The organism is Frigoribacterium sp. ACAM 257 (genome assembly GCF_007954365.1).
Classification (GTDB): domain Bacteria; phylum Actinomycetota; class Actinomycetes; order Actinomycetales; family Microbacteriaceae; genus Frigoribacterium.
In genome coordinates, this window is record NZ_VOLO01000001.1 from 875,028 (window position 1) to 896,797 (window position 21,770).

A 21,770-nucleotide genomic window follows, 5' to 3' on the forward strand; every position below is an offset into this window, starting at 1 on the left:
CCTCGTCGGGCAGATCGCCTTCGCGGGCTCCGTCCTCCGCCACCAGAACCGCCCCAGCACCCCTGACTGCAGCACCCCAGATCGCGAGGAGCGCATCATGAACGAGAACACCCGCCCCGCCGACGGCGCCGGCACCGACCCCCAGTCCGTCGACGCCGCCGTGACGTCGGCCTCGACCAGGCCCCGCATCAGCGTGATCGGAACCGGCTACCTCGGCGCCACCCACGCCGCCGCCATGGCCGAGATGGGCTTCGACGTCATCGGCGTCGACACGGACCCCGCGAAGGTCGAGGCTCTCAGCCAGGGCCGAGTGCCCTTCTTCGAGCCGGGCCTGCCCGAGCTGATCCTGCGACACGTCCAGTCCGGACGCCTGCTCTTCACGACCGACATCGCAGAGGCCGTCGCCCTCTCCGACGTGCACTTCATCTGCGTCGGCACTCCGCAGCGCCGGGGGAGCCACGCAGCCAACCTGAGCTACGTCGAGGAGGCGACCCGCAAGGTCGCCGAGTCGCTCAGCCACGACGGCCTGATCGTCGGCAAGTCGACCGTCCCGGTCGGCACCGCGGCTCGCCTCCGCGAGATCGTGGCCGGCGCGCTGCCGACGGGGGTCTCGGCCGACGTGGTGTGGAACCCGGAGTTCCTGCGCGAGGGCCACGCCGTCGAGGACACCCTCCGTCCCGACCGCATCGTCTTCGGCGGCACCGACGTCCGGAGCGAGGCGATCCTCCGCGAGGTCTACGCCGAGCCCATCGCGACGGGCACGCCGGTCATCTCGTGCGACCTGCCCACGGCCGAGCTCGTCAAGGTCAGCGCGAACGCGTTCCTGGCCACGAAGATCTCGTTCATCAACGCGATCAGCGAGCTCTGCGAGGCCGCGGGGGCGAACGTCTCGACGCTCGCGGACGCCCTGGGCTACGACGACCGGATCGGCCGCAAGTTCCTCAACGCAGGGCTCGGCTTCGGGGGCGGCTGCCTGCCCAAGGACATCCGTGCGCTGATGTACCGTGCGAACGAACTGGGCGCCCACCGCGCCGTCGGCCTCATGCAGCAGGTCGACGAGATCAACATGGCCCAGCGCCAGCGGGTCATCGACCAGGCCATCGACGCGTGCGGCGGCTCCGTGCTGAACCGCCGCATCGCCGTCCTCGGCGCGGCCTTCAAGCCGCACACCGACGATGTCCGTGACTCGCCGGCCCTCAACGTGGCCGCCGCCCTGCACCTGCGCGGCGCACAGGTGCTGGTGGTCGACCCGGAGGCGACCCAGACCGCCCAGCGCAGCTTCCCCACCCTGTCGTTCGCCGACGACATCGAGGAGGCGGTCACCGACGCCGACGCCGTTCTGCTCCTGACGGAGTGGCCCGAGTTCGTCAGCGCCGAGCCCTCCGCACTCGCGCAGCTGGCCGCCAACCCCGTCGTCGTCGACGCCCGCAACGCGCTCGACGCCGAGGTGTGGTCGAGCGGCGGCTGGGAGGTGCGTCCGCTCGGCGGTCGCCGCACCCCGGCTCAGCGTCGCGTGCTCGCGGGGAGCAGCCTCCCCGCCTGACGTCGCGGCCACGACGGGAGAAGGCCCGCACCCCGAGGGGGTGCGGGCCTTCTCGCGCGCCGTCCGGCGACAGCCGAGCTGGTGTCGACTAGACGCCGAAGTAGAGCTCGAACTCGAAGGGGTGCGGGCGCTGCGCCATCGGCAGGATCTCCTTCTCGCGCTTGTACGCGATCCAGGTCTCGATCAGGTCCTCGGTGAAGACGTTGCCCTTGGTGAGGAACGCGTGGTCCGCCTCGAGCGCGTCGAGGGCGCCGTCGAGGGACGCCGGCACCTGGGGGATGCCCTTCGCCTCCTCCGGGGGCAGCTCGTAGAGGTCCTTGTCGACGGGCTCATGCGGCTCGATGCGGTTCTGGATGCCGTCGAGACCGGCCATCAGCTGGGCGGCGAAGGCGAGGTACGGGTTCGACGCCGCGTCGGGGACGCGGAACTCGATGCGCTTGGCCTTGGGGTTCGTGCCCGTGATCGGGATGCGGATCGCGGCCGAGCGGTTGCCGGCCGAGTACACCAGGTTGACGGGGGCTTCGAAGCCGGGGATCAGTCGGTGGTACGAGTTGATCGACGGGTTCGTGAAGGCGAGCACGGCGGGAGCGTGCTTCAGCAGGCCGCCGATGTACCAGCGCGCCAGGTCGGAGAGACCGCCGTAGCCGTTCTCGTCGTAGAAGAGGGGCTTGCCGTCGCTCCAGAGCGACTGGTGCGTGTGCATGCCCGAGCCGTTGTCGCCGAACAGCGGCTTGGGCATGAAGGTCGCGACCTTGCCCCACTGCTCGGCAGTGTTCTTGACGATGTACTTGAACTTGAGGATGTCGTCGGCCGCGTGGACCATCGTGTCGAACTTGTAGTTGATCTCCTGCTGGCCGCCGGTGCCGACCTCGTGGTGCGCGCGCTCGAGCTCGAGGCCCGAGTCGATCAGCTTGAGGCTGATGTCGTCGCGCAGGTCGGCCGTCTTGTCGACGGGGCTGACCGGGAAGTACCCGCCCTTGTAGGCAGTCTTGTTGGCGAGGTTGCCGCCCTCCTCGACGCGGCCCGTGTTCCAGGCGCCCTCCTCGCTGTCGACGCTGTAGAAGCTGGCGTTCTGCTTCACCTCGTAGCGGACGTCGTCGAAGATGTAGAACTCGGCCTCGGGGGCGAAGAACGCCGTGTCGGCGATGCCCGTGGAGGCGAGGTACTTCTCGGCCTTCTTGGCCACCTGGCGCGGGTCGCGGCTGTAGAGCTCGCCGTTCCGCGGGTTGAAGATGTCGAAGACGAGGACGAGGGTGCGCTCGGCGCGGAAGGGGTCGACGTAGCCGGTGGTCACGTCGGGGATGAGCTGCATGTCCGACTCGTGGATCGAGGCGAAGCCGCGGATGGAGGACCCGTCGAAGAGCTGGCCGACGGAGAAGAACTCCTCGTCGACCGTGGACGCGGGGATGTTGAAGTGCTGCTGGACGCCGGGGAGGTCCGTGAACCTGATGTCGAGGAACTTGACGTCGGTGTCCGTGATGAACTTCAGCACCTCGGAAGAATCGGTGAACATCTAGGTGTCTCTCCAATGGGCTCAGATCGGTCAGACTGCCGGACGCAGCCTTCGACGACGTTATGGCGAGGCCGTTTCGTCGCGGTGTCCTCATTGTTTCAGAGATGTTACGGGTGTCGCGTCGGTAGGCTCTGCGTCATGCACGACGACCGATACCGACCTCCGTCCGGTCCCGTGGACGGCGGCGAGGCGCCCCGCCAGGACTGGCCGGGGCAGCGTCTCGGCCTGCCCCGCACGGGTCCTCGGTCGATCGCCCGGGTCGGCCGCCGCCTCGCTGGCGTGTCGATCGACTGGGCCATCGCCTACGTCGTCGCGTTCGCCTTCTTCGACGGCCAGGGGCTCGCCATCTCGGTCGTCTTCAGCGTCGTGCAGATCGTGTTCCTCGTCACCCTCGGCGGCACCGTCGGCCATCTCGTCCTCGGCATGCGCCTCGTCCCGATGGCGGGCGGGCGCACCGGCCTCTGGCGCCCGGTCGTCCGCACGCTGCTGCTCGCCCTCGTGATCCCCGCGGTCGTCTGGGACCAGGACCAGCGAGGCCTGCACGACCGCGTGGCCGGGACCGTGCTCGTCCGCGTCTGACGGACGCCACAACAGACGGAGGCGCCCGTCCCCTCGAGGGGACGGGCGCCTCCGTCTGTGGCTGGTCCGGTCAGCGGCCGGCGTGGATCAGCGCGGGCGTCCGGCTCGCACCTTGAACGGGTCGACCCCCTTGGGGATCGGCAGGCCGTTCTTGCCGAGCGACTGGAGGCGGTTGCTCACGGCGAGCACTTCGTTGCGGTTCAGCGACGACTTGATCTTGTTCATGCGGCCGGCGATCTTGTGCAGCGGCACGGACTCGGCGTCGGGGCCGACGTGCAGCACCGTGATGGGGACGTTGGGGAGGATGCGCGCGACCTTCCGTCGTTCCTCGTCGACGAGCTTCTTGGTCTGGGCGACCGAGCCCTCGCCGATGAGGACGACGCCGCCCTTGCCGACGGCCCGGTAGACGGCGGCCTGCGAACGGCCCTGCACGGCGACGGGCATCTCCGCGGCGCGCCACGAGCGGCGGAGGCCGCTCTTCATGACTGCGCCGACGGCGCCCGGCTGCCCCTCGATCTGTGAGTAGGCGGCCCTCTCCGCCTTGCGTCCGAGGACGATCAGCAGCAGCAAGATGCCGAGCATCACGCCGACCACGATGTAGAGGACGAGTGCCAGGACGTTGCCGGCGGAGAGGAAGAGGCCCGCGAGCACCCCGGCCGCCACGGGCAGCAGCAGCGCCAGCAGCATCAGCGGCAGCGCGGTCTTGTCGACGCGGCGGGTCATCTTGAACACCTGCCACATCTGCGTGAAGCGGCCCGGTTCCTTGGGCGGCTTCGGGGACGTGTTCTCCGGTGACGTGCGACGTGCCATGCAGACCAGGATACGGGGTCGGGGGCCGCCGTGGGTCCTCCCCGGGCGCTCGACGTCGTCGTCTCTCCCCGGCCAGCACGAGGAGGTGCGGGGCAGCGACCCCGCGACGGCCACGCTGGGCCCATGGTCACCTCGTCGCTCGGCCCGTACCGCCTCGACCAGGGGTCCGTCTGGCCTCCTCCTCCGGGCGGCACGGTCGAGGGAACGTCCCCGGGAGGGCGACGGGTGGTGCTTCGTCGCTCGTCGCCGGCCCTCGTCGCGGCGGCCGACTCGACGCAGCACCCGCACCTCCTCCGGCCGCTCGACGTGCTGGCCGACGGCGACGGCGTCCTCGTCGTCGTCACGGACGGGCCGGCGGGCGAGCGACTCGACGTCTGGGCCCGACGGCGGGGGACGATGTCGGGCGGAGAAGCCGTGACGATCCTCCTGCCCGTGATCGCGGCCGTCGCCCATCTCGCTCGGCGGGGAACCGTGCTCGACGACGTCGGCCTGGAGCAGGTCGAGGTGGACGGCAGGGGTGCTCCGGTCCTGGTCGGGGGCCGCGTGGCCCGGCTCGGTGCTCAGCCGCCCGGATCGGTGCCGGGCGGCGCCCTGGCTCTCGTGCGGGCCGTCGCCCGCGAGCTGCCCCCTCACGAACGGGACCGGCTGACGGACGAGATGGGGACGGAGGCGAGCGTCGAGGAGCTCGTGGAGCGGGTCCACGACCTGGCTCGGCCGGTGCCGTTGCCGACGGTCGTCCCGAGCGCCGACACGGCAGCGTCCAGGGTCGAGTGGCGACCTCCGCCTGCGGAGCCGACGAGGTCGGGCTGGACGAGCGTCCTGCCCGAGTCCGCCCTGCTGGACGGGCTCGCGGACTGGTGGGAGGCCGTGTCCGCCGTGCCCGTCCTGGGCCGCCTGCGGTCGGTGAGACCACGCTCCTGGGTGCTGGGCGGGCTCGTGGTCCTCTCGCTCGTGGTCGGCGCCGCGGTCGTCCCGGGGAACTCGGGATCCGACGTCCCGTCGGCCGACACGGTGCAGCCCGCCCCGACGCCGTCCACCGGGTCGACCTCCGACGCGGCCCCTCCTGACGGAGACCCGGGGGCTGTCGCCTCCGTCCACGACGGGGCTGCCGACGACCCCGTGAGCCAGGAGGAAACGGCCGTGCGGGGCGACGACGCGATCGCCGCCGCCACGGTCCTGCTCCGAGCCCGTGTCACCTGCGCGCGAGAGCCCTCGACGTCGTGCCTCGCTGACGTGGACCAGGCCGGCTCGCCCGTCTCGGCAGGCGACTCTCTGGTGCTGACGGACATCGAAGCCGTCGACGACCTCGTCCTGCCCACGGACGTGGTGTCCGAGGTGCAGCGGCTGGGGGAGACCGTGCTCCTCGCCTGCCGCACGTCGGACGACGAACCGGCCTCGGTCCTCGTGGTGAGGACCGAGGCCGGTTGGCGACTCAGAGAGGTGCTGCGCGGTTGACCCGCGCCGTTAGGCGTGGTGGCTCAGATCCCCAGCACGCCGGCGAAGTCACCCGCCTCGAGGCGGCTCTTGACCGCCACGAGGAACCGAGCCGCGTCTGCGCCGTCGACGATGCGGTGGTCGTAGGACAGAGCCAGGTAGACCATCGAACGGACAGCGATCGCATCGGCGCCGTCGACCTGGACGACGACGGGACGCTTGACGACGACGCCGGTGCCCAGGATGGCGACCTGGGGGAGGAACACCACGGGGGTGTCGAAGAGCGCCCCGCGCGAGCCCGTGTTCGTCACCGTGAAGGTGCCGCCCGCCAGCTCGTCGGGCTTCAGCTTGTTGTCCCTGGTCCGCTGTGCGAGGTCCGCGATCTGGGCAGCGATGCCGGCCAGGTCGAGGTCCGATGCACCCTTGATGACGGGCGTGAGCAGGCCGCGCTCGGTGTCGACGGCCATGCTGACGTTCTCGTGGTCGGGGTAGACGATCGAGTCGCCGTCGACGGTCGCGTTCAGCTTCGGGTGCGCCTTGAGCGCCTCCGCCGCCGCCAGGGTGAAGAACGGCAGGAACGAGAGCTTGTTCCCGGTCTTCTCGAGGAACGCGGCCTTGTTCGCGTCACGGAACGTGGCCACGGCCGTGACGTCGACCTCGACGACGCTCGTGAGCTGGGCCATCGCCTGCATCGACTGGACGGCCCGCTCAGCGACGACCTTGCGCAGGCGGGTCATCGGCACGGTGGTCCCGCGGAGGGGCGAGACCTCGACGGGCGCGGGTGCCGACGAGCCGGCTGTCGACGACGAGGTCGCTGCGGCCTCGGCTGCGGCGATCACGTCCTCCTTGCGGATGCGGCCGCCGACCCCGCTGCCGCTGAGGGTCGAGATGTCGACGCCCTTCTCGTTCGCGAGCTTCCGAACGAGGGGAGTGACGTAGCCCGTCGGAGCCTGCGACGCGTCGGACGAGGCCGACGGCGCCGCTGCCGGAGCGGCAGCGGGTGCGGGGGCAGCAGGCGCCGGAGCGGCAGCCGGCGCAGCTGCTGCGGGCGGCGCCGCCGCTGCGGGTGCCGCTGCGGCGGGGGCAGCCGCAGCGGCCGGGGCGGTGGCAGGAACGGCCGGTGCCTGGTCGGCAGGCTGCTCGGCAGCCGGGGCAGGGTCGACGTCGTCGGCAGGCGCGGGCGCGTCGGCGTCCGACTCCTCGCCCGGGGCCGGTGCCGCGGACGACGCGACGACGGCGTCGTCCGCCTCGTCCTGGCCGCCCTCGGCCGAGGCCTCGGGCTGCGAGCTCTGCTCTGCCGGGGCGTCGTCGGGGGAGTCGCCGCCCTGGCCGCTGCCGTCCCCGATGCGGACCAGAGCGGTCCCGACCTCGACGGTCTCGTCCTCGGGCACGAGGATCTCCTCGATGACGCCGGCGACGGGGGAGGGGATCTCCGTGTCGACCTTGTCGGTCGAGACCTCGAGCAGGGGCTCGTCGACCTCGACCCGGTCGCCGACGTTCTTCAGCCAGCGGGTGACCGTGCCCTCGGTGACACTCTCTCCGAGTGCCGGGAGGTTGACGGATTCGCTCATGCGGGGGACTCCTTCGAAGACATCGTGTGTCTGTGTGATCGGGTGGTGCGGAAGTGTGCGGGTGCTGCGGGTGTGACAGGGGACGCGACTACATCGCGTGGAGCGGCTTGCCGGCCAGTGCCAGCATCGCCTCTCCGAGGGCCTCGTTCTGGGTCGGGTGGGCGTGCACGAGGGGCGCGACGTCCTCCGGGTAGGCCTCCCAGTTGACGGCCAGCTGGGCCTCGCCGATGAGCTCGCCGACACGGGCGCCGATCATGTGGACCCCGACGACCGGACCGTCGACGACGCGGACGACCTTGACGGAGCCGCTGGTGCCGATGATGTGGCTCTTGCCGTTGCCGGCGAGGTTGTAGTCGTAGCTCGTCACCTTGTCGGCACCGTGCTTCTCGGCCGCCTTGGCCTCCGTCAGGCCCACGGACGCGACCTCGGGGTCGGAGTAGGTGACCTTGGGAATGTTGGTGTCCTCGATGACCTGCGGCGCCAGGCCCGCGATCTCCTCGGCGACGAAGATGCCGTGCTGGAAGCTGCGGTGCGCGAGCTGCAGGCCGGGGACGATGTCGCCGATCGCGAAGACCCCGGGGACGCTGGTGCGGAGTCGCTCGTCGGTGATGACGAAGCCGCGGTCGATAGTGACCCCCGCCTCCTCGAAGCCGAGGCCCTGGGTCGAGGGGCCGCGCCCGACGGCCACGAGGAGCAGGTCGGCCTCGATGGTCTTGCCGTCCTCCAGGGTCACGACGACGCCGTCGTCGCTCTGGGACACGCTCTCGAAGCGGACTCCGAGCGAGAAGCCGATGCCGCGCTTGCGGAACGCGCGCTCGAACTGCTTCGAGATGGACTCCTCCTCGTTGGGGACGAGGTGGGGGAGAGCCTCGACGATCGTGACGTCGGAGCCGAAGGACTTCCAGACGCTGGCGAACTCGACGCCGATCACGCCGCCGCCGAGGATGGCGACACGGGCCGGCACGTGGTCGAGGGCAAGGGCGGCCTCGCTCGTGATGACCTTGCCGCCGATCTCGAGGCCGGGGAGGCTGCGGGAGTAGGAGCCGGTCGCCAGGACGACGTTCTTGGCCGTCAGCGTGGTCTCGCCGACCTGGACGGTCGTGGGCGACGTCAGACGGCCCTCGCCCTCGATGACCGTGATGCCCCGCGCCTTGACCAGGCCCTGCAGGCCCTTGTACTTGCTGGCGACGACGCCCTCGCGGTAGGCCGTCACGGCGGGGATGTCGATGCCGTGGAAGTCGGTCGACACCCCGTACTTCGCTGACTCCCGCGAGACGTCGGCGACCTCGGCGGAGTGCAGCAGCGCCTTGGTCGGGATGCAGCCCCGGTGGAGGCAGGTGCCGCCGAGCTTGTCCTTCTCGACCAGCGCGACGCTCAGCCCCAGCTCGGTGGCCCGCAGGGCCGCGGCGTATCCGCCGCTGCCGCCACCGAGCACCACCAGGTCAAAATTCTGTTCCGACACCCAGCAACTCCCTCGTGCGTTCGGAGGTACCCGAGGCGGGAAGGACGCCGTCGTGGTGACGTCGGCGTCGCGTCCGCGTCCACCTCGGTGAGGAGGAGGCGGCGTCGCCCGGGGGACCGATCTCGGCGGGTCGCTCCCGCCTCCTCGACCCTACTACGCAGCCGAAAAGTCGCGGGCCAGCTCTAGCAGCGTTCTCACGGAAACGCCGGTCGACCCCTTGCCCGTGTAGCCCCAGCCGCCGCCCTTGTTGTTGGAGGGGCCCGCGATGTCGAGGTGAGCCCAGGGCAGCGGCGTTCCCGTGCCCTCCTTCTCGCCCACGAACTCGTTCAGGAACACGCCCGCGAGCAGCATGCCGGCCGCGGTGTTGCCCGGCGTGGCGTTGACCAGGTCGGCCACGTCGGACTTGAGCCTGCTGCGGAGCTCGCCCGGCAGCGGCATGCGCCAGGCGGCCTCGCCGGCACGGTCGGCGAGCTCGACCACGCGACCCGCGAGGTCGTCGTTGCCCATGACCCCGACCGTGCGCGTGCCGAGCGCGACCACCTGGGCGCCGGTCAGGGTGGCGACGTCGACGATCGCGTCGGGCTGCTCCTCGCTCGCGGCGACCAGTCCGTCGGCCATGACGAGGCGGCCCTCGGCGTCGGTGTTCGTGACCTCGACGGTGGTGCCGCCCCGGATGGTGAGGACGTCGTCGGGACGGATGGCCGTGCCGCTCGGCATGTTCTCGGCGACGCAGAGCCACGCGGTGAGGCGGACGGGGAGCTGCAGCCGCGCGGCGGCGACGACGACCGCGAGCACGGTGGCGGCGCCCGTCATGTCGTCCTTCATGCCGAGCATGCTGCCCGCGGGCTTGAGCGAGAGCCCGCCGGTGTCGTACGTGATGCCCTTGCCGACGAGCGCCAGGTGCTTCGACGCGCCCTCCGGCGAGTAGACGACCTTGACGAGACGAGGTCCGCGGCTCGACCCCTGGCCGACGCCGAGGATGCCGCCGAACCCGCCCTCCCGCAGCTCGTCCTCGGCGAGGACGGTCACGTCGAGGGGCAGGTCGGCGGCCAGCTCGACGGCGTGGTCGGCGAGGGCCTGCGGGAACATCTGCTGCGGGGGAGTGTTGGCGAGGTCCCGGACGGTGTGCACGGCCTGCGCGACCACGGTCGCCTGCCGCACCGTCGGCTCCTCGACCTCGAGGTCGGCGGCGAGCACCAGCGTCCGGGCGTGACGCCTCGACTCGGACGCCGACGACCCGCGGAACGCGTCGAACTCGTAGGAGGCGATGGCCGCGCCCTCGAGGGCCGCCAGCGCCTCCGCCTCGGTCGAGACGGGCAGGTCGAGCACGACGCGGTCGACGCCGGTCAGCTGTCGGATCGCCGCGCCGGCCGCGTAGCGGAGGGCCTCCGCGTCGACGACGTCGCCCAGCCCCACGAGGGCGGTGACGACGGCGGCGCCGGTCCCCGGGAGCCGGACGAGCTCGTCGCGGGCGCCGGTCACGCCGAGCGCCCGGAGGTCGGAGGGCAGGCCGGGCACGTCGCGGGTGACCGAGGGGCCGTCGGCTCCCGTGACGACGCCTACGACGAGGACGTCGGCCTCGACCTCGGCTGCGGGGGAACGGGTGGTGGACAGGAAGAGCTCGGTCATCCCTCGATCGTAGCCACCGCGGGTGTTCGCTCAGGGCACGTCGCCGGAGCAGGCCGGTGCCGGGCGCGTTGCCTAGCATTGACGGCATGCACGACCCCGCCGGACTCTACGACCTCGCTCCCGACGCCTCCGACGTTCCCGAGGGGCTGCCCCTCGTCGCAGGACTGACGGGCTCCTCCGACGCGGGGGGCGCCGTAGGGCAGCTCGCCGAGTTCCTCGTCGCCGAGCTCGACCACTCGATGGTCGCGTCGTTCGACGCGGACGAGCTCCTCGACTACCGCGCCCGTCGCCCCGTCTTCACCTTCGACCAGGACCACATCTCCGAGGTCGCGACCGCTACCCTGTCGCTCCGGCTCGTGACGGACGACATCGGCCAGCCCTTCCTCCTCCTGTCGGGGTTCGAGCCCGACTTCCAGTGGCAGCGGTTCACTGCAGCCGTGGTCGACCTCGTCCGCCGCTACCGGGTGTCCACCACCACCTGGGTCCACTCGATCCCGATGCCGGTGCCGCACACACGGCCCATCGGGGTGACCGTCAGCGGCAACCGCGCCGATCTCGTCGAGTCCCTCTCGGTCTGGCGGCCCGTCACCCAGGCCCCGGCGAACGCGCTGCACCTCGTCGAGCAGCGGCTGGGCGACTCCGGGCACCCGACCGCCGGCTTCGTGCTCCTCGTGCCGCACTACCTCGCGGACACCGAGTTCCCCGACGCCGCCGTGGCGGCCCTCTCGAGCATCAGCGCCGCGACGGGGCTCATCTTCCCCACCGACCGGCTCCGCTCGGAGGGGCGCGACTTCCTCGCCAAGGTCGACGAGCAGGTGCACGGCAACCACGAGCTCTCCCGATTGGTCTCCACGCTCGAGGAGAGGCACGACACGTACATGGAGGGCAACCCCCTCCCGTCGCCGCTGACCGACCAGGACGGGCAGGTCCCGTCCGCGGACGTCCTCGCTGCCGAGCTGGAGCGGTTCCTCGCGGGGCGCCGCCCCGACGACGAGGCCTGAGGGGCCGCCGCGCGGTTCGCGGCCCTCTCGCTCTCGTGCCCGCGGCCTCGCCCGTGCCCCGCACGGAGGGCCGGGGCGGCCACTAGGGTCGTCGGGTGAACTCGTCGCGTGCCTGGCTCGTCTGGGGCGCTGCCGTCCTCGCCTACGTCGTCGCCGTCCTGCAGCGCTCTTCGCTCGGCGTCTCCGGCGTCGAGGCGCAGCAGATCTTCGGCATCTCCGCGTCGACGCTGTCGACCCTGGCCGTCGTGCAGCTGGTCGTCTACGCGGGTCTGCAGATCCCGGTCGGCGTGCTGCTCGACCGGGTCGGACCCCGTGCGCTCATCGTGGCCGGCGGTGTCCTGCTCGTCGTCGGGCAGTCCGTCGTCGCGTTCGCGCCCCCGCACATCGGCGTGGCGATCGCCGGGCGCGTGCTCGTGGGAGCCGGCGACGCGATGACCTTCATCAGCGTCATCCGCCTGCTGCCCGCGTGGTTCCGCGGGCCGATCCTGCCGCAGATCTCGCAGTGGACCGGCAACGTGGGGCAGCTCGGGCAGGTGCTCTCCGCCGTTCCGCTCTCGCTCGTCCTGCACGGCAGCGGATGGCGCCCGGCGTTCCTCGGCGCGGCGGGACTCTCCGTCGTGGCCGTCGTGCTCGTGGTCCTCGTCGTGCGCGACTCGCCCCTCGGCCGTCCCGCCGGGTCCGCCGGCACGACCTGGCGCGACGCCGGTCGTCAACTCGCGGAGAGCGTCCGGCGACCGGGCACTCGCCTCGGGTTCTGGTCCCACTTCGTGACCCAGTCGTCGGGGACCGTCTTCAGCCTGCTCTGGGGCGTGCCGTTCCTGGTCGGGGCCCTCGGGTTCTCCGCCGCACAGGCGTCCGGCATGCTCACGCTCCTCGTGGCCTCCGGCGTCGTCGCCGGCCCGGTCCTCGGACTCCTCACCGCGCGCTTCCCCCTGCGCCGCTCGAACCTCGTCCTCGGCATCGTCACGGCCCTCGGGATCACCTGGACCGTCGTGCTGGCATGGCCTGGACAGCCGCCGCACTGGCTGGCCTACGTCCTGGTGGTGGTGCTCGGCGTAGGCGGCCCCGGCAGCCTGATCGGCTTCGACTTCGCCCGTTCGTTCAACCCCGTCCGCAGTCTCGGCGTCGCGAACGGCATCGTCAACGTCGGAGGGTTCCTGGCGAGCTTCGTGATGATGTTCCTCATCGGCGTGGTGCTCGACCAGCTCGACGCGACGCGGGTGGCCGGCGGGGGGACGAGCGACCTCTTCTCGTTCGACTCGTTCCGGATCGCCTTCCTCGTGCAGTACGTCGTCATCGGGGGAGGTGTCGTCGGGCTCGTCCTGGAGCGCAGGCGGACTCGGCGCCTGCTGCACCTCGAGGAGGGGATCCAGGTGGCGCCGCTGTGGGTCGCGCTCAACCGGAAGTGGCAGGCCCGGAGACGACGGAGTTCCTGACGACGGGAGGGGACCGTGGTCGGCGTGGCCGACCAGACGTGCAATAATCGGAGTCGGACCCGTTCATGTCCCGTGCAGGTGCCCGACCCTCATCGGTGCGCTCGTCTGCGCGGACTTGACATGGGTCCTAGTACTGCCCGAAAGGCGCGGTGCTGCCCGCAAGGCCCGTGCGCTGCCCGACGAGACCAGTGCGCCCGGAAGACCCAGTGCAGATGAAGTGGAAGGTGTTCGCATGGCTACTCGCAGCAAGGCGACCACGGTCGTCGACGAGACCGTGACCGACGGCGCGGTGCTCGAGAACGAGCCCGCGACGACCGAGGAGGCGCCCTCGGCGCCCGAGAAGGCACCCGCCAAGCGGGCGCCCGCCAAGAAGGCGACCGCGGCGAAGGCGCCCGCCGCCAAGAAGGCGACACCGGCGAAGGCGGCACCCACCAAGGCGGCAGCCGCCAAGGCGGCGAAGGCGGCAGAGGCGGACGACGAGGCCGAGCCCGCCGACGTCGACGCGGCAGACACCGATGCGGACGACGCCGGCGACAAGGCAGCAGCTCCTGAGGTGCTCCCCAAGGGCGCACTCGTCATCTCGCAGGACGACGACGACGAGATGCCCGTCTACTCGACGACGATCACCGGTGCGACCGCCGACCCCGTCAAGGACTACCTGAAGCAGATCGGCAAGGTGGCCCTTCTGAACGCCGCCGAGGAGGTCGAGCTCGCCATGCGCATCGAGGCCGGTCTCTTCGCCGAGGACAAGCTCTCGAACAGCACGGGCCTCAGCAAGGAGCTCGAGCGCGAGCTCCGCTGGGTCTCCCGCGACGGCCAGCGAGCCAAGAGCCACCTCCTGGGTGCCAACCTGCGCCTGGTCGTCAGCCTCGCCAAGCGCTACACGGGCCGCGGCATGCAGTTCCTCGACCTGATCCAGGAGGGCAACCTGGGCCTCATCCGTGCGGTCGAGAAGTTCGACTACACGAAGGGCTTCAAGTTCTCGACCTACGCCACGTGGTGGATCCGCCAGGCCATCACCCGCGCCATGGCCGACCAGGCCCGCACCATCCGCATCCCCGTGCACATGGTCGAGGTCATCAACAAGCTCGCCCGCGTGCAGCGCCAGATGCTGCAGGACCTGGGTCGCGAGCCCACGCCCGAAGAGCTGAGCCGTGAGCTCGACATGACGCCCGAGAAGGTCGTCGAGGTCCAGAAGTACGGTCGCGAGCCCATCTCGCTGCACACCCCCCTCGGCGAGGACGGCGACAGCGAGTTCGGCGACCTCATCGAGGACACGGAGGCGGTCGTCCCCGCCGACGCCGTGGGCTTCACCATGCTGCAGAAGCAGCTCGAGTCGCTCCTCGACAGCCTGTCCGAGCGTGAGGCCGGCGTCATCCGCATGCGCTTCGGCCTCGGCGACGGCATGCCGAAGACGCTCGACCAGATCGGCGACACCTTCGGCGTCACGCGTGAGCGCATCCGCCAGATCGAGTCCAAGACGATGGCCAAGCTGCGCCACCCGTCCCGGTCGCAGTCGCTCCGCGACTACCTCGAGTAGGCCCGTGCGATACCTGTTGCCCGTGCTCGCGGGCCGTCTCGTCCGTGCGGTCGCGCGTCTCCGCGGCGGCGGCTCGGCCTATCCCGGCCGCACCGTCCTCGCGCTGGCGCCCGACTTCCTCACCCACGTCTCGTCCCAGTTCGAGCAGGGCGTCGTCTTCGTCCTCGGCTCGAACGGCAAGTCGACGACCACGATGATGCTGACCGAGACCCTGCGTGCCCACGGGCTGCGGGTCTTCACGAACCCCACCGGCGCCAACCTGCCGCAGGGAATCGCCTCGGCGTTCCTCCGCGAGGTGACGCCCTTCGGGAACGTCAAGCACCACATCGGCGTGATCGAGGTCGACGAGGCCTTCGCCGTCGAGCTCACCCGGTCGCTGCACCCGTCGACGGTGTTGATGCTCAACGTGCAGGTCGACCAGCTGTACCGCTTCTTCGAGACGGAGCGGGTGGGCACGATGATGACGGACACCGCCGCCCTGGCCACCCGTGCCGTCGTGACGAACCGCGACGACCAGCACCTCGCGCCCTACGAGGCGCAGCCGGGCCAGACGGTCACCCGGTTCGGGGCTGCCGCCGACGTCGTCGCCGCTGCCCCCAACGGGCTGCAGAACGCTGACGACTTCTCCCGTGAGGCCGACGCCACGCGCCCCGTCGAGGCCGAGGTCGTGCGGATGGACGGCGACAGGGCGAGCATCCGTGTCGGCGAGTCCACGGTCGAGGTGCGGCTGCCCGCCCGTGGCCTGCACTACGCCGTCGACGCGGCCGCGGCACTGCAGACCGCGTCCGTCGTCCTCGGGCGGACCGTCGAGCAGGAGGCGGTGGCCCGCGCCTTCGACACGATGAAGCCCGCCTACGGCCGGGGCGAGCGCATGTCGCTCGGCGCCGACGAGGCCGAGTTCATCATGTTCAAGAACGCGGCGAGCCTGCAGCTGAACCTCGACGCGCTCCCGCAGGACACGGAACAGGTCATGCTCGCGATCGACGAGGGCACGCCCGACATCTCGTGGATCTACGACATCGACTTCTCACGCCTCGACCATGTCGACGTGCTCGCCGGCGCCAAGGCGTGGCAGCTCGCACTGCGTCTCGAGCACGAGGGCATCCCCGTGCACGTGATCGAGGAGGACATCGCGAAGGCGATCAAGCTGATGAGGGCTCTGCCCTCGCCGAGCGACCGCACGAAGCACTTCGTCACGAACTACGAGCAGATGATGCTGGCCCGCCGCATCCTCGGCCACCCCGACCTGGAGAAGACCGCGTGAGCGCCGACACACTCCGCCTCGTCCACCTCTACCCCGAGCAGCTCGGCGTCAGCGGCGACCGGGGCAACGTGGCGACGCTCGTGGCGCGGGCCCGGCGGGCGGGGCTCGAGACGGAGGTCGTCGAGTACCGCGTGGGCGACGACGTGCCCACCGTGGCGGACGTCGTGCTCCTCGGGCACGGACCGCTCTCGGGAGTCCGCTCGGTCAGCGTCGACGCGCAGCGGCTCCTGCCCGCACTCGAGGGATTCGCCGCCTCAGGCGTCCCCGTGATCGGGGTCGGCGGCGGCATGGAGCTGTTGACCAAGGGCGTCGTCACCGAGCAGGGCGAGACCGTGCCCGGCATCGGGTTCTTCGACGCCACGGTGCGACGGGGCGCCCCGCGTCGGACGAACTACTTCCAGGTGACGACGACCTACGGCGGGGACGAGCTGACCCTCTTCGGCTTCGAGGACCACGCCGCCCACCTCGAGCTCGGCGCCGGCGTCGAGGCCTTCGGTCGCGTGGTGCACGGTGGAGGCAACGGGACCGACGGCGCCGAGGGCGTCGTGCGCGGCGCCTCCTTCGGGACGCAGCTCAAGGGGCCGCTGCTGCCCCTCAACCCGGCGCTGAGCGACCGGGTGCTCCGCGCGGCGCTGACGCGTCGCAGCATCTCGTACCACGCGGGGGAGGCGCACGCGAAGCTCGACGAGTACGCGGAGCAGTCGCAGCGGGTCATCCGTGAGAACCTCGAACGGGCCTTCAAGGCCATGTGACGTCGTCCGGCGCGCCCCGACCGACGAGAAGGGCCCGCGTCCTCACGGATGCGGGCCCTTCGTCGCGTCGCCGGGGTGCTGTTCCCCGGACGACGTCAGTTCTGGTGGAGCTTGGAGCTCTCGTCCAGCCACTCGACGGCGGTGGGCTGGAGCTTGTCCTTGACCTTGGCACCGTGGTGCGCGCAGAACAGCAGCTCGCCGCTGGCCATGGTCGCGCGGACGTAGGCCTGCGCCCCGCAGCTGTCGCATCGGTCGGCGGCGGAGAGCTGGTAGCGGGAGCCGAGCTCGTCGACGGCGGTGTGGTCGGTGGCCATCTGAGTCATGTGATGCTCCTCCTGACGGTGGTGCTGTGGATGTGAAGACCTCATCAAAACACGCGCTCCCGGGTATCGGGTGCGATCCGAGCCGATTTCGCTCATCGCGTAGTGACGGAGGGGGGCGAGCGCCTCCCGGGACTGTCCGTGGGCGCTCGTAGGATGGAACCAGACCCCTCCCTCCGGAATTCCCGCCGGTCGGCTCTGCCTCGCGTCAGGAGAACACCATCGCCACGTCGGACTACTCGGCTCGCCACCTCTCGGTCCTCGAGGGGCTGGAGGCCGTCCGCAAGCGTCCCGGCATGTACATCGGGTCGACCGACTCGCGAGGCCTCATGCACTGCCTGTGGGAGATCATCGACAACTCGGTCGACGAGGCCCTCGGCGGGCACGGCGACGCCATCGACGTCGTCCTGCACGCCGACGACAGCGTCGAGGTCCGCGACACGGCCCGCGGGATCCCCGTCGACATCGAGCCCAAGACGGGGCTGACGGGCGTCGAGGTCGTCTTCACCAAGCTGCACGCGGGCGGCAAGTTCGGCGGCGGCTCCTACGCCTCGTCGGGCGGCCTGCACGGCGTCGGGGCGTCCGTGGTCAACGCGCTGTCCGAGCGGCTCGACGTCGAGGTCGACCGTGGCGGCAAGACGTGGGCGATGTCGTTCCGCCGGGGCGAGCCCGGCACGTTCGCCGACGACGGCGCGCCCACCCCGGACGCGCCGTTCACGCCGTTCGTCTCGGGCAGCGTGCTCCGCGAGGTGGGCAAGGTCAAGCGCGGCGTGACCGGCACGCGCATCCGGTACTGGGCCGACCGCCAGATCTTCACCCGTGGCGCGTCCTTCCAGCCCGACGAGCTGTCCGGGCGCGCGCGCCAGACGGCGTTCCTCATCCCCGGGCTCACGCTCCGCATCCGCGACGAGCGGCCCGGGTCGCTCACAGACGGGGGCTTCCCGCACGAGAGCACGTACCGCTTCGACGGCGGCATCAGCGAGTTCGTCGAGTTCCTCGCCCCCGACGCGCCGGTCACCGACACCTGGCGCATGACCGGCACGGGCACGTACACCGAGACGGTCCCGGTACTGACCGAGGGCGGCGCCATGGTCGCCACCGAGCTCGAGCGAGAGTGCGAGGTCGACATCGCCCTCCGCTGGGGCGGCGGCTACGAGACCGTCCTGCGCAGCTACGTGAACATCATCGCGACGCCGAAGGGCGGCTCTCACCAGACGGGCTTCGAGGCGGGGCTGCTCAAGTTCATGCGGCAGCAGGTCGAGCTCGCGGCACGACGGCTCAAGGTCGGCACCGACAAGATCGAGAAGGACGACGTGATGGCGGGCTTGACGGCCGTGCTCACGGTCCGCCTCCCCGAGCCGCAGTTCGAGGGCCAGACGAAGGAGATCCTCGGGACGCCGGCCGTCCGGGCCATCGTCGCGAACGTCGTGCAGACGCGCTTCGCCGAGCTCTTCGCGTCCGCACGCCGCGAGGACAAGGCCCAGACGGCCCTCGTGCTCGACAAGGTCGTCTCCGAGATGAAGTCGCGCATCGCGGCGCGGGCCCACAAGGAGACCCAGCGGCGCAAGAACGCGCTCGAGAACTCGTCCCTGCCGGCCAAGCTCGTCGACTGCCGCTCGAACGACGTCGGCAACAGCGAGCTCTTCATCGTCGAGGGCGACTCGGCGCTGGGCACGGCCAAGCTCGCCCGCAACAGCGAGTACCAGGCGCTGCTGCCGATCCGGGGCAAGATCCTCAACGTGCAGAAGGCGTCGGTCAGCGACATGCTCTCGAACGTCGAGTGCGCCTCGATCATCCAGGTGCTCGGAGCGGGGTCGGGCCGGTCGTTCGACATCGACGCCGCGCGCTACGGCAAGGTCATCATCATGAGCGACGCCGACGTCGACGGCGCGCACATCCGCACGCTGCTCCTCACGCTCTTCTTCCGGTACATGCGGCCGATGATCGAGGAGGGCCGCGTCTTCGCGGCCGTGCCGCCGCTGCACCGGGTCGTCGTGATCAACCCCGGCAGCAAGCCGAACGAGACGATCTACACGTACTCCGAGAAAGAGCTGCAGACCCTCCTCGCGAAGCTGCGCCGCTCGAACAAGAAGTTCCAGGACCCGATCCAGCGCTACAAGGGGCTCGGAGAGATGGACGCCGAGCAGCTCGCGACGACCACGATGGACCGCTCGGGTCGGATGCTGCGGCGGGTGCAGGTGAACGACGCCGAGGCTGCCGCCCGCGTCTTCGAGCTGCTGATGGGCAACGAGGTGGCTCCCCGCAAGGAGTTCATCATCGACGGCGCCGGCCTGAGCCGGGAGCGCATCGACGTCTGATCCACCACGGCGGCCGCAGGGTCAGACTGAGCCGCCGTCAAGGGTCACTCGGGTTCGCTGCCCGCGGGCGCCCCGGTCGCCGCGTCGGTGACGTGGGCCAGCGACGCTCCCACCGTGGCGACGAGCGCCTGCAGCGGCGTGCCGGAGGCGTCCCGGCGCACGAGCGTCTCGGGGAGCGACCTGACGCCTCCGTCGACCGCCACCGCCCGCGCCGGGGCAGGGCCCACCCAGGCGAGCGACAGCTCGGACTCGCCCTTGAGCAGCGCATGTGACCGCACGCCCCCGGTGGCCCGGCCCTTGGCGGGGAACTCGGAGAAGGCGCTGATCTTGGCGCGCCCGGGGTCGGTGCCCTCGAGCGCACCGGCGGCGGACGAGATCGTGGTGACCACCGCCTCCTGCCCCTCGGGCACGGCGCCGAAGAACACGACACGAGCGTCGGGAGCCACGGAGACGCCGGCGACGCCGCCGCCGGCGGGACCCTGGGGGCGGACCGACGAGGCCGCGAAGCGCAGCAGCTGCGTGCTGGAGGTCACGAAGACCAGCTCGTCGTCGTCCGAGCCCTGTGCCGCCCCGACGACGGTGTCGCCCTTCTTGAGGGTGATCACCGGGAACTCGGGCTTCGGCGGGTACTGGCCGGTGGCCACGCGCTTGACGACGCCCCGCGCGGTGCCCAGGGCGATCGGACGGTCAGCGGTCAGCGAGACGAGCGCCAGGACGCGCTCCGACTTGTCGGCGAGGCCCAGGTAGTCGCGCACGGGGACGCCGGCACCGAGCTGCACCGAGGTGGGCGGCACCGCCGGCAGGTCGACCGGCGTGAAGCGGAGCAGCCGGCCCGTCGTCGTCACCGCGCCGATCTCGGCTCGCGTGGTCGTGTCGATCGACGAGAGCACGGCGTCGTGCGACGTCCTGCGCGACGGGGGAGCGGGGGTGTCGGCCGACGGGTCCTGGTGGTCGACCCGCAGGAGGCGCCCCGTCGTCGACAGGAACACCCGAGTGGGCGTGTCGGCGATCTCGAGCACCGGGGCGTTCTTGCCCCGGCCCTGCTTCGCGATGCTCGGGGCCGCCTCGGTGAGGAGGGTGCGCCGGGGCGTGCCGAACTGCTCGGCGATGTCGGCGAGCTCGCTCGAGACGAGCGCGCGCAGTCGCGCCGGGTCGCCGAGCAGCGCCTGCAGCTCGGCGATCGCGGCCCGCAGCTCGTCGCGCTCGGTCTCGAGCTCGACCCGGCTGAACTTGGTGAGGCGCCGCAGCTGGAGGTCGAGGATGTACTCGGCCTGGATCTCGCTGAGGTCGAAGACCTCGCGGAGCCGAGCCCGCGCCGCGGCGGTGTCGTCGCTCGAGCGGATCACCTGGATGACCTCGTCGATGTCGAGGATGGCGATCAGGAGGCCCTCGACCAGGTGGAGGCGCGCCTCCTTCTTGCCCAGGCGGTGCCGGGTGCGACGGGTGACCACCTCGACACGGTGGCCGACGTAGACCTCGAGCATCTCCTTGAGGCCGAGGGTCCGGGGCTGGCCCTCGACGAGCGCGACCGCGTTGATGCTGAAGCCGTCCTCGAGGGGGGTGTAGCGGTAGAGCTGCTCGAGCACGGCCTCCGGGCTGAAGCCCGTCTTGACGCCGATGACGAGGCGCAGGCCGTGCGTGCGGTCCGTGAGGTCGGTGACGTCGGTGATGCCCGTGAGCTTCTTCGCCTGGACGCCGTCCTTGATCTTCTCGATCACCTTCTCGGGGCCGACGAGGTACGGCAGCTCGGTGACCACGAGACCTGACTTGCGCGCCGTGATGCTCTCGACCTGCACGCGCGCCCTGGTCTTGAACGAGCCGCGCCCGGTCGCGTAGGCGTCGCGGACCCCGGCGAGACCGGAGATGGTGCCGCCGGTGGGCAGGTCGGGGCCGGGCACGAAGGCCATGAGGTCGTCGAGGCTCGCGTCGGGGTGGTCGATCAGGTGCCGGGCAGCGCCCACGACCTCGACGAGGTTGTGCGGGGCCATGTTCGTCGCCATGCCCACGGCGATGCCGCTGGCCCCGTTGACCAAGAGGTTCGGGAACGCGGCGGGGAGCACCTCCGGCTGCATGAGCTGGTTGTCGTAGTTCGGCACGAAGTCCACGACGTCCTCGTCGAGGCTGCGCGTCATCGCGAGCGACGCCTCGGCGAGCCGAGCCTCGGTGTACCGCGGAGCGGCCGGCCCGTCGTCGAGCGAGCCGAAGTTGCCGTGGCCGTCGATCAGCGGCACCCGCATCGTGAACGACTGTGCCTGGCGCACCATCGCGTCGTAGATGGCCGTGTCGCCGTGCGGGTGCAGCTTGCCCATCACCTCGCCGACGACCCTGGCGCTCTTGACGTGTCCGCGGTCGGGTCGGAGGCCCATCTCGGACATCTGGTAGAGGATGCGCCTCTGCACGGGCTTGAGCCCGTCCCGGGCGTCGGGCAGGGCCCGTGAGTAGATGACCGAGTAGGCGTACTCGAGGAACGACCCCTGCATCTCGAGCGAGACGTCGATGTCCTCGATGCGCTCTCCGGAGTCCGTGGGGCCGGTGGTGTTCTCGGTCGTCGTCATGCACTTCTCTGGGGCAGGAGGTGCGCGAGGCACCTGGGCGGGC

General features: G+C 71.1%; 16 protein-coding genes. 9 read left to right on the forward strand and 7 right to left on the reverse strand.

All coding sequences use genetic code 11. The features are described 5' to 3' along the window. Window positions 1-97: 97 nt before the first annotated feature. Window positions 98-1,543: a UDP-glucose/GDP-mannose dehydrogenase family protein gene (locus ES689_RS04045; RefSeq protein WP_146900500.1), complete on the forward strand. Its 1,446-nt coding sequence runs from the start codon at window positions 98-100 to the stop codon at window positions 1,541-1,543. Between the two features lie 88 nt (window positions 1,544-1,631). Here ES689_RS04045 and glnA read toward each other — a convergent pair whose 3' ends face one another. Further along, on the reverse strand, window positions 1,632-3,056 hold the full coding sequence (gene glnA / locus ES689_RS04050; protein WP_123546042.1) for a type I glutamate--ammonia ligase: 1,425 nt from the start codon (window positions 3,054-3,056) through the stop codon (window positions 1,632-1,634). Between the two features lie 138 nt (window positions 3,057-3,194). Here glnA and ES689_RS04055 point away from each other — a divergent pair, with 138 nt between their 5' ends. After that, the gene (locus ES689_RS04055) at window positions 3,195-3,635 is read left to right on the forward strand and encodes an RDD family protein (protein ID WP_223269365.1); all 441 of its coding nucleotides are present in this window, start codon (window positions 3,195-3,197) and stop codon (window positions 3,633-3,635) included. An 87-nt stretch (window positions 3,636-3,722) separates the two neighbouring features. Here the strand turns inward: ES689_RS04055 and ES689_RS04060 are convergent, their stop codons facing one another. Continuing rightward, window positions 3,723-4,445 carry a DUF4191 family protein gene (locus ES689_RS04060; RefSeq protein WP_146900503.1) on the reverse strand — a complete coding sequence of 241 codons (723 nt, stop codon included), beginning with the start codon at window positions 4,443-4,445 and terminating at the stop codon, window positions 3,723-3,725. A 123-nt stretch (window positions 4,446-4,568) separates the two neighbouring features. On the opposite strand from ES689_RS04060, the gene ES689_RS04065 reads away from it, so the two are divergent. Continuing rightward, the gene (locus ES689_RS04065) at window positions 4,569-5,900 is read left to right on the forward strand and encodes a hypothetical protein (protein ID WP_146900506.1); all 1,332 of its coding nucleotides are present in this window, start codon (window positions 4,569-4,571) and stop codon (window positions 5,898-5,900) included. A gap of 23 nt (window positions 5,901-5,923) precedes the next feature. Here ES689_RS04065 and sucB read toward each other — a convergent pair whose 3' ends face one another. The 3 genes from sucB to ES689_RS04080 form a co-directional block, all read right to left on the reverse strand. Further along, the gene (sucB, locus tag ES689_RS04070) at window positions 5,924-7,450 is read right to left on the reverse strand and encodes a 2-oxoglutarate dehydrogenase, E2 component, dihydrolipoamide succinyltransferase (protein WP_146900509.1); all 1,527 of its coding nucleotides are present in this window, start codon (window positions 7,448-7,450) and stop codon (window positions 5,924-5,926) included. Between the two features lie 88 nt (window positions 7,451-7,538). Continuing rightward, window positions 7,539-8,912 (reverse strand): dihydrolipoyl dehydrogenase, encoded by a 1,374-nt coding sequence (gene lpdA, locus ES689_RS04075; protein WP_146900512.1) that lies wholly within the window; start codon window positions 8,910-8,912, stop codon window positions 7,539-7,541. A 153-nt stretch (window positions 8,913-9,065) separates the two neighbouring features. Further along, on the reverse strand, window positions 9,066-10,541 hold the full coding sequence (locus ES689_RS04080) for a leucyl aminopeptidase (protein WP_146900515.1): 1,476 nt from the start codon (window positions 10,539-10,541) through the stop codon (window positions 9,066-9,068). Between the two features lie 86 nt (window positions 10,542-10,627). On the opposite strand from ES689_RS04080, the gene ES689_RS04085 reads away from it, so the two are divergent. The 5 genes from ES689_RS04085 to ES689_RS04105 all read left to right on the forward strand — a co-directional run bounded on the left by ES689_RS04085 (window position 10,628) and on the right by ES689_RS04105 (window position 16,534). Continuing rightward, a complete protein-coding gene (locus tag ES689_RS04085; protein ID WP_146900518.1) occupies window positions 10,628-11,542 on the forward strand; it encodes a proteasome assembly chaperone family protein in 915 nt (304 codons plus the stop codon). A 95-nt stretch (window positions 11,543-11,637) separates the two neighbouring features. Next, window positions 11,638-12,978, forward strand: coding sequence for a nitrate/nitrite transporter (locus ES689_RS04090; protein ID WP_146900521.1), 1,341 nt, complete (start codon window positions 11,638-11,640; stop codon window positions 12,976-12,978). Window positions 12,979-13,210: 232 nt separating this feature from the next. Beyond that, window positions 13,211-14,518, forward strand: coding sequence for an RNA polymerase sigma factor (locus tag ES689_RS04095; RefSeq protein WP_146900524.1), 1,308 nt, complete (start codon window positions 13,211-13,213; stop codon window positions 14,516-14,518). 4 nt (window positions 14,519-14,522) lie between these two features. Further along, window positions 14,523-15,782, forward strand: coding sequence for a DUF1727 domain-containing protein (locus ES689_RS04100; protein WP_146900527.1), 1,260 nt, complete (start codon window positions 14,523-14,525; stop codon window positions 15,780-15,782). After that, window positions 15,779-16,534, forward strand: coding sequence for a type 1 glutamine amidotransferase (locus ES689_RS04105; RefSeq protein ID WP_146900530.1), 756 nt, complete (start codon window positions 15,779-15,781; stop codon window positions 16,532-16,534). The genes ES689_RS04100 and ES689_RS04105 overlap by 4 nt, the downstream gene beginning before the upstream one ends. 95 nt (window positions 16,535-16,629) lie before the next feature. On the opposite strand, the gene ES689_RS04110 is transcribed toward ES689_RS04105, so the two are convergent. Continuing rightward, entirely contained in the window at window positions 16,630-16,857 is a 228-nt protein-coding gene (locus ES689_RS04110) for a hypothetical protein (protein ID WP_146900533.1), read from the reverse strand. Window positions 16,858-17,075: 218 nt separating this feature from the next. On the opposite strand from ES689_RS04110, the gene ES689_RS04115 reads away from it, so the two are divergent. Beyond that, a complete protein-coding gene (locus ES689_RS04115) occupies window positions 17,076-19,172 on the forward strand; it encodes a type IIA DNA topoisomerase subunit B (protein ID WP_146900536.1) in 2,097 nt (698 codons plus the stop codon). Window positions 19,173-19,216: 44 nt separating this feature from the next. Here ES689_RS04115 and ES689_RS04120 read toward each other — a convergent pair whose 3' ends face one another. Then, on the reverse strand, window positions 19,217-21,727 hold the full coding sequence (locus tag ES689_RS04120; RefSeq protein WP_146900540.1) for a DNA topoisomerase (ATP-hydrolyzing) subunit A: 2,511 nt from the start codon (window positions 21,725-21,727) through the stop codon (window positions 19,217-19,219). Window positions 21,728-21,770 lie beyond the last annotated feature (43 nt).

Bases quoted from the DNA above. Each gene is read 5' to 3' on its own strand.
- ES689_RS04045 (WP_146900500.1), top strand. From the start codon at position 98: ATGAACGAGAACACCCGCCCCGCCGACGGCGCCGGCACCGACCCCCAG.
- glnA (WP_123546042.1), bottom strand. From the start codon at position 3,056: ATGTTCACCGATTCTTCCGAGGTGCTGAAGTTCATCACGGACACCGAC.
- ES689_RS04055 (WP_223269365.1), top strand. From the start codon at position 3,195: ATGCACGACGACCGATACCGACCTCCGTCCGGTCCCGTGGACGGCGGC.
- ES689_RS04060 (WP_146900503.1), bottom strand. From the start codon at position 4,445: ATGGCACGTCGCACGTCACCGGAGAACACGTCCCCGAAGCCGCCCAAG.
- ES689_RS04065 (WP_146900506.1), top strand. From the start codon at position 4,569: ATGGTCACCTCGTCGCTCGGCCCGTACCGCCTCGACCAGGGGTCCGTC.
- sucB (WP_146900509.1), bottom strand. From the start codon at position 7,450: ATGAGCGAATCCGTCAACCTCCCGGCACTCGGAGAGAGTGTCACCGAG.
- ES689_RS04080 (WP_146900515.1), bottom strand. From the start codon at position 10,541: ATGACCGAGCTCTTCCTGTCCACCACCCGTTCCCCCGCAGCCGAGGTC.
- ES689_RS04085 (WP_146900518.1), top strand. From the start codon at position 10,628: ATGCACGACCCCGCCGGACTCTACGACCTCGCTCCCGACGCCTCCGAC.
- ES689_RS04095 (WP_146900524.1), top strand. From the start codon at position 13,211: ATGGCTACTCGCAGCAAGGCGACCACGGTCGTCGACGAGACCGTGACC.
- ES689_RS04110 (WP_146900533.1), bottom strand. From the start codon at position 16,857: ATGACTCAGATGGCCACCGACCACACCGCCGTCGACGAGCTCGGCTCC.
- ES689_RS04120 (WP_146900540.1), bottom strand. From the start codon at position 21,727: ATGACGACGACCGAGAACACCACCGGCCCCACGGACTCCGGAGAGCGC.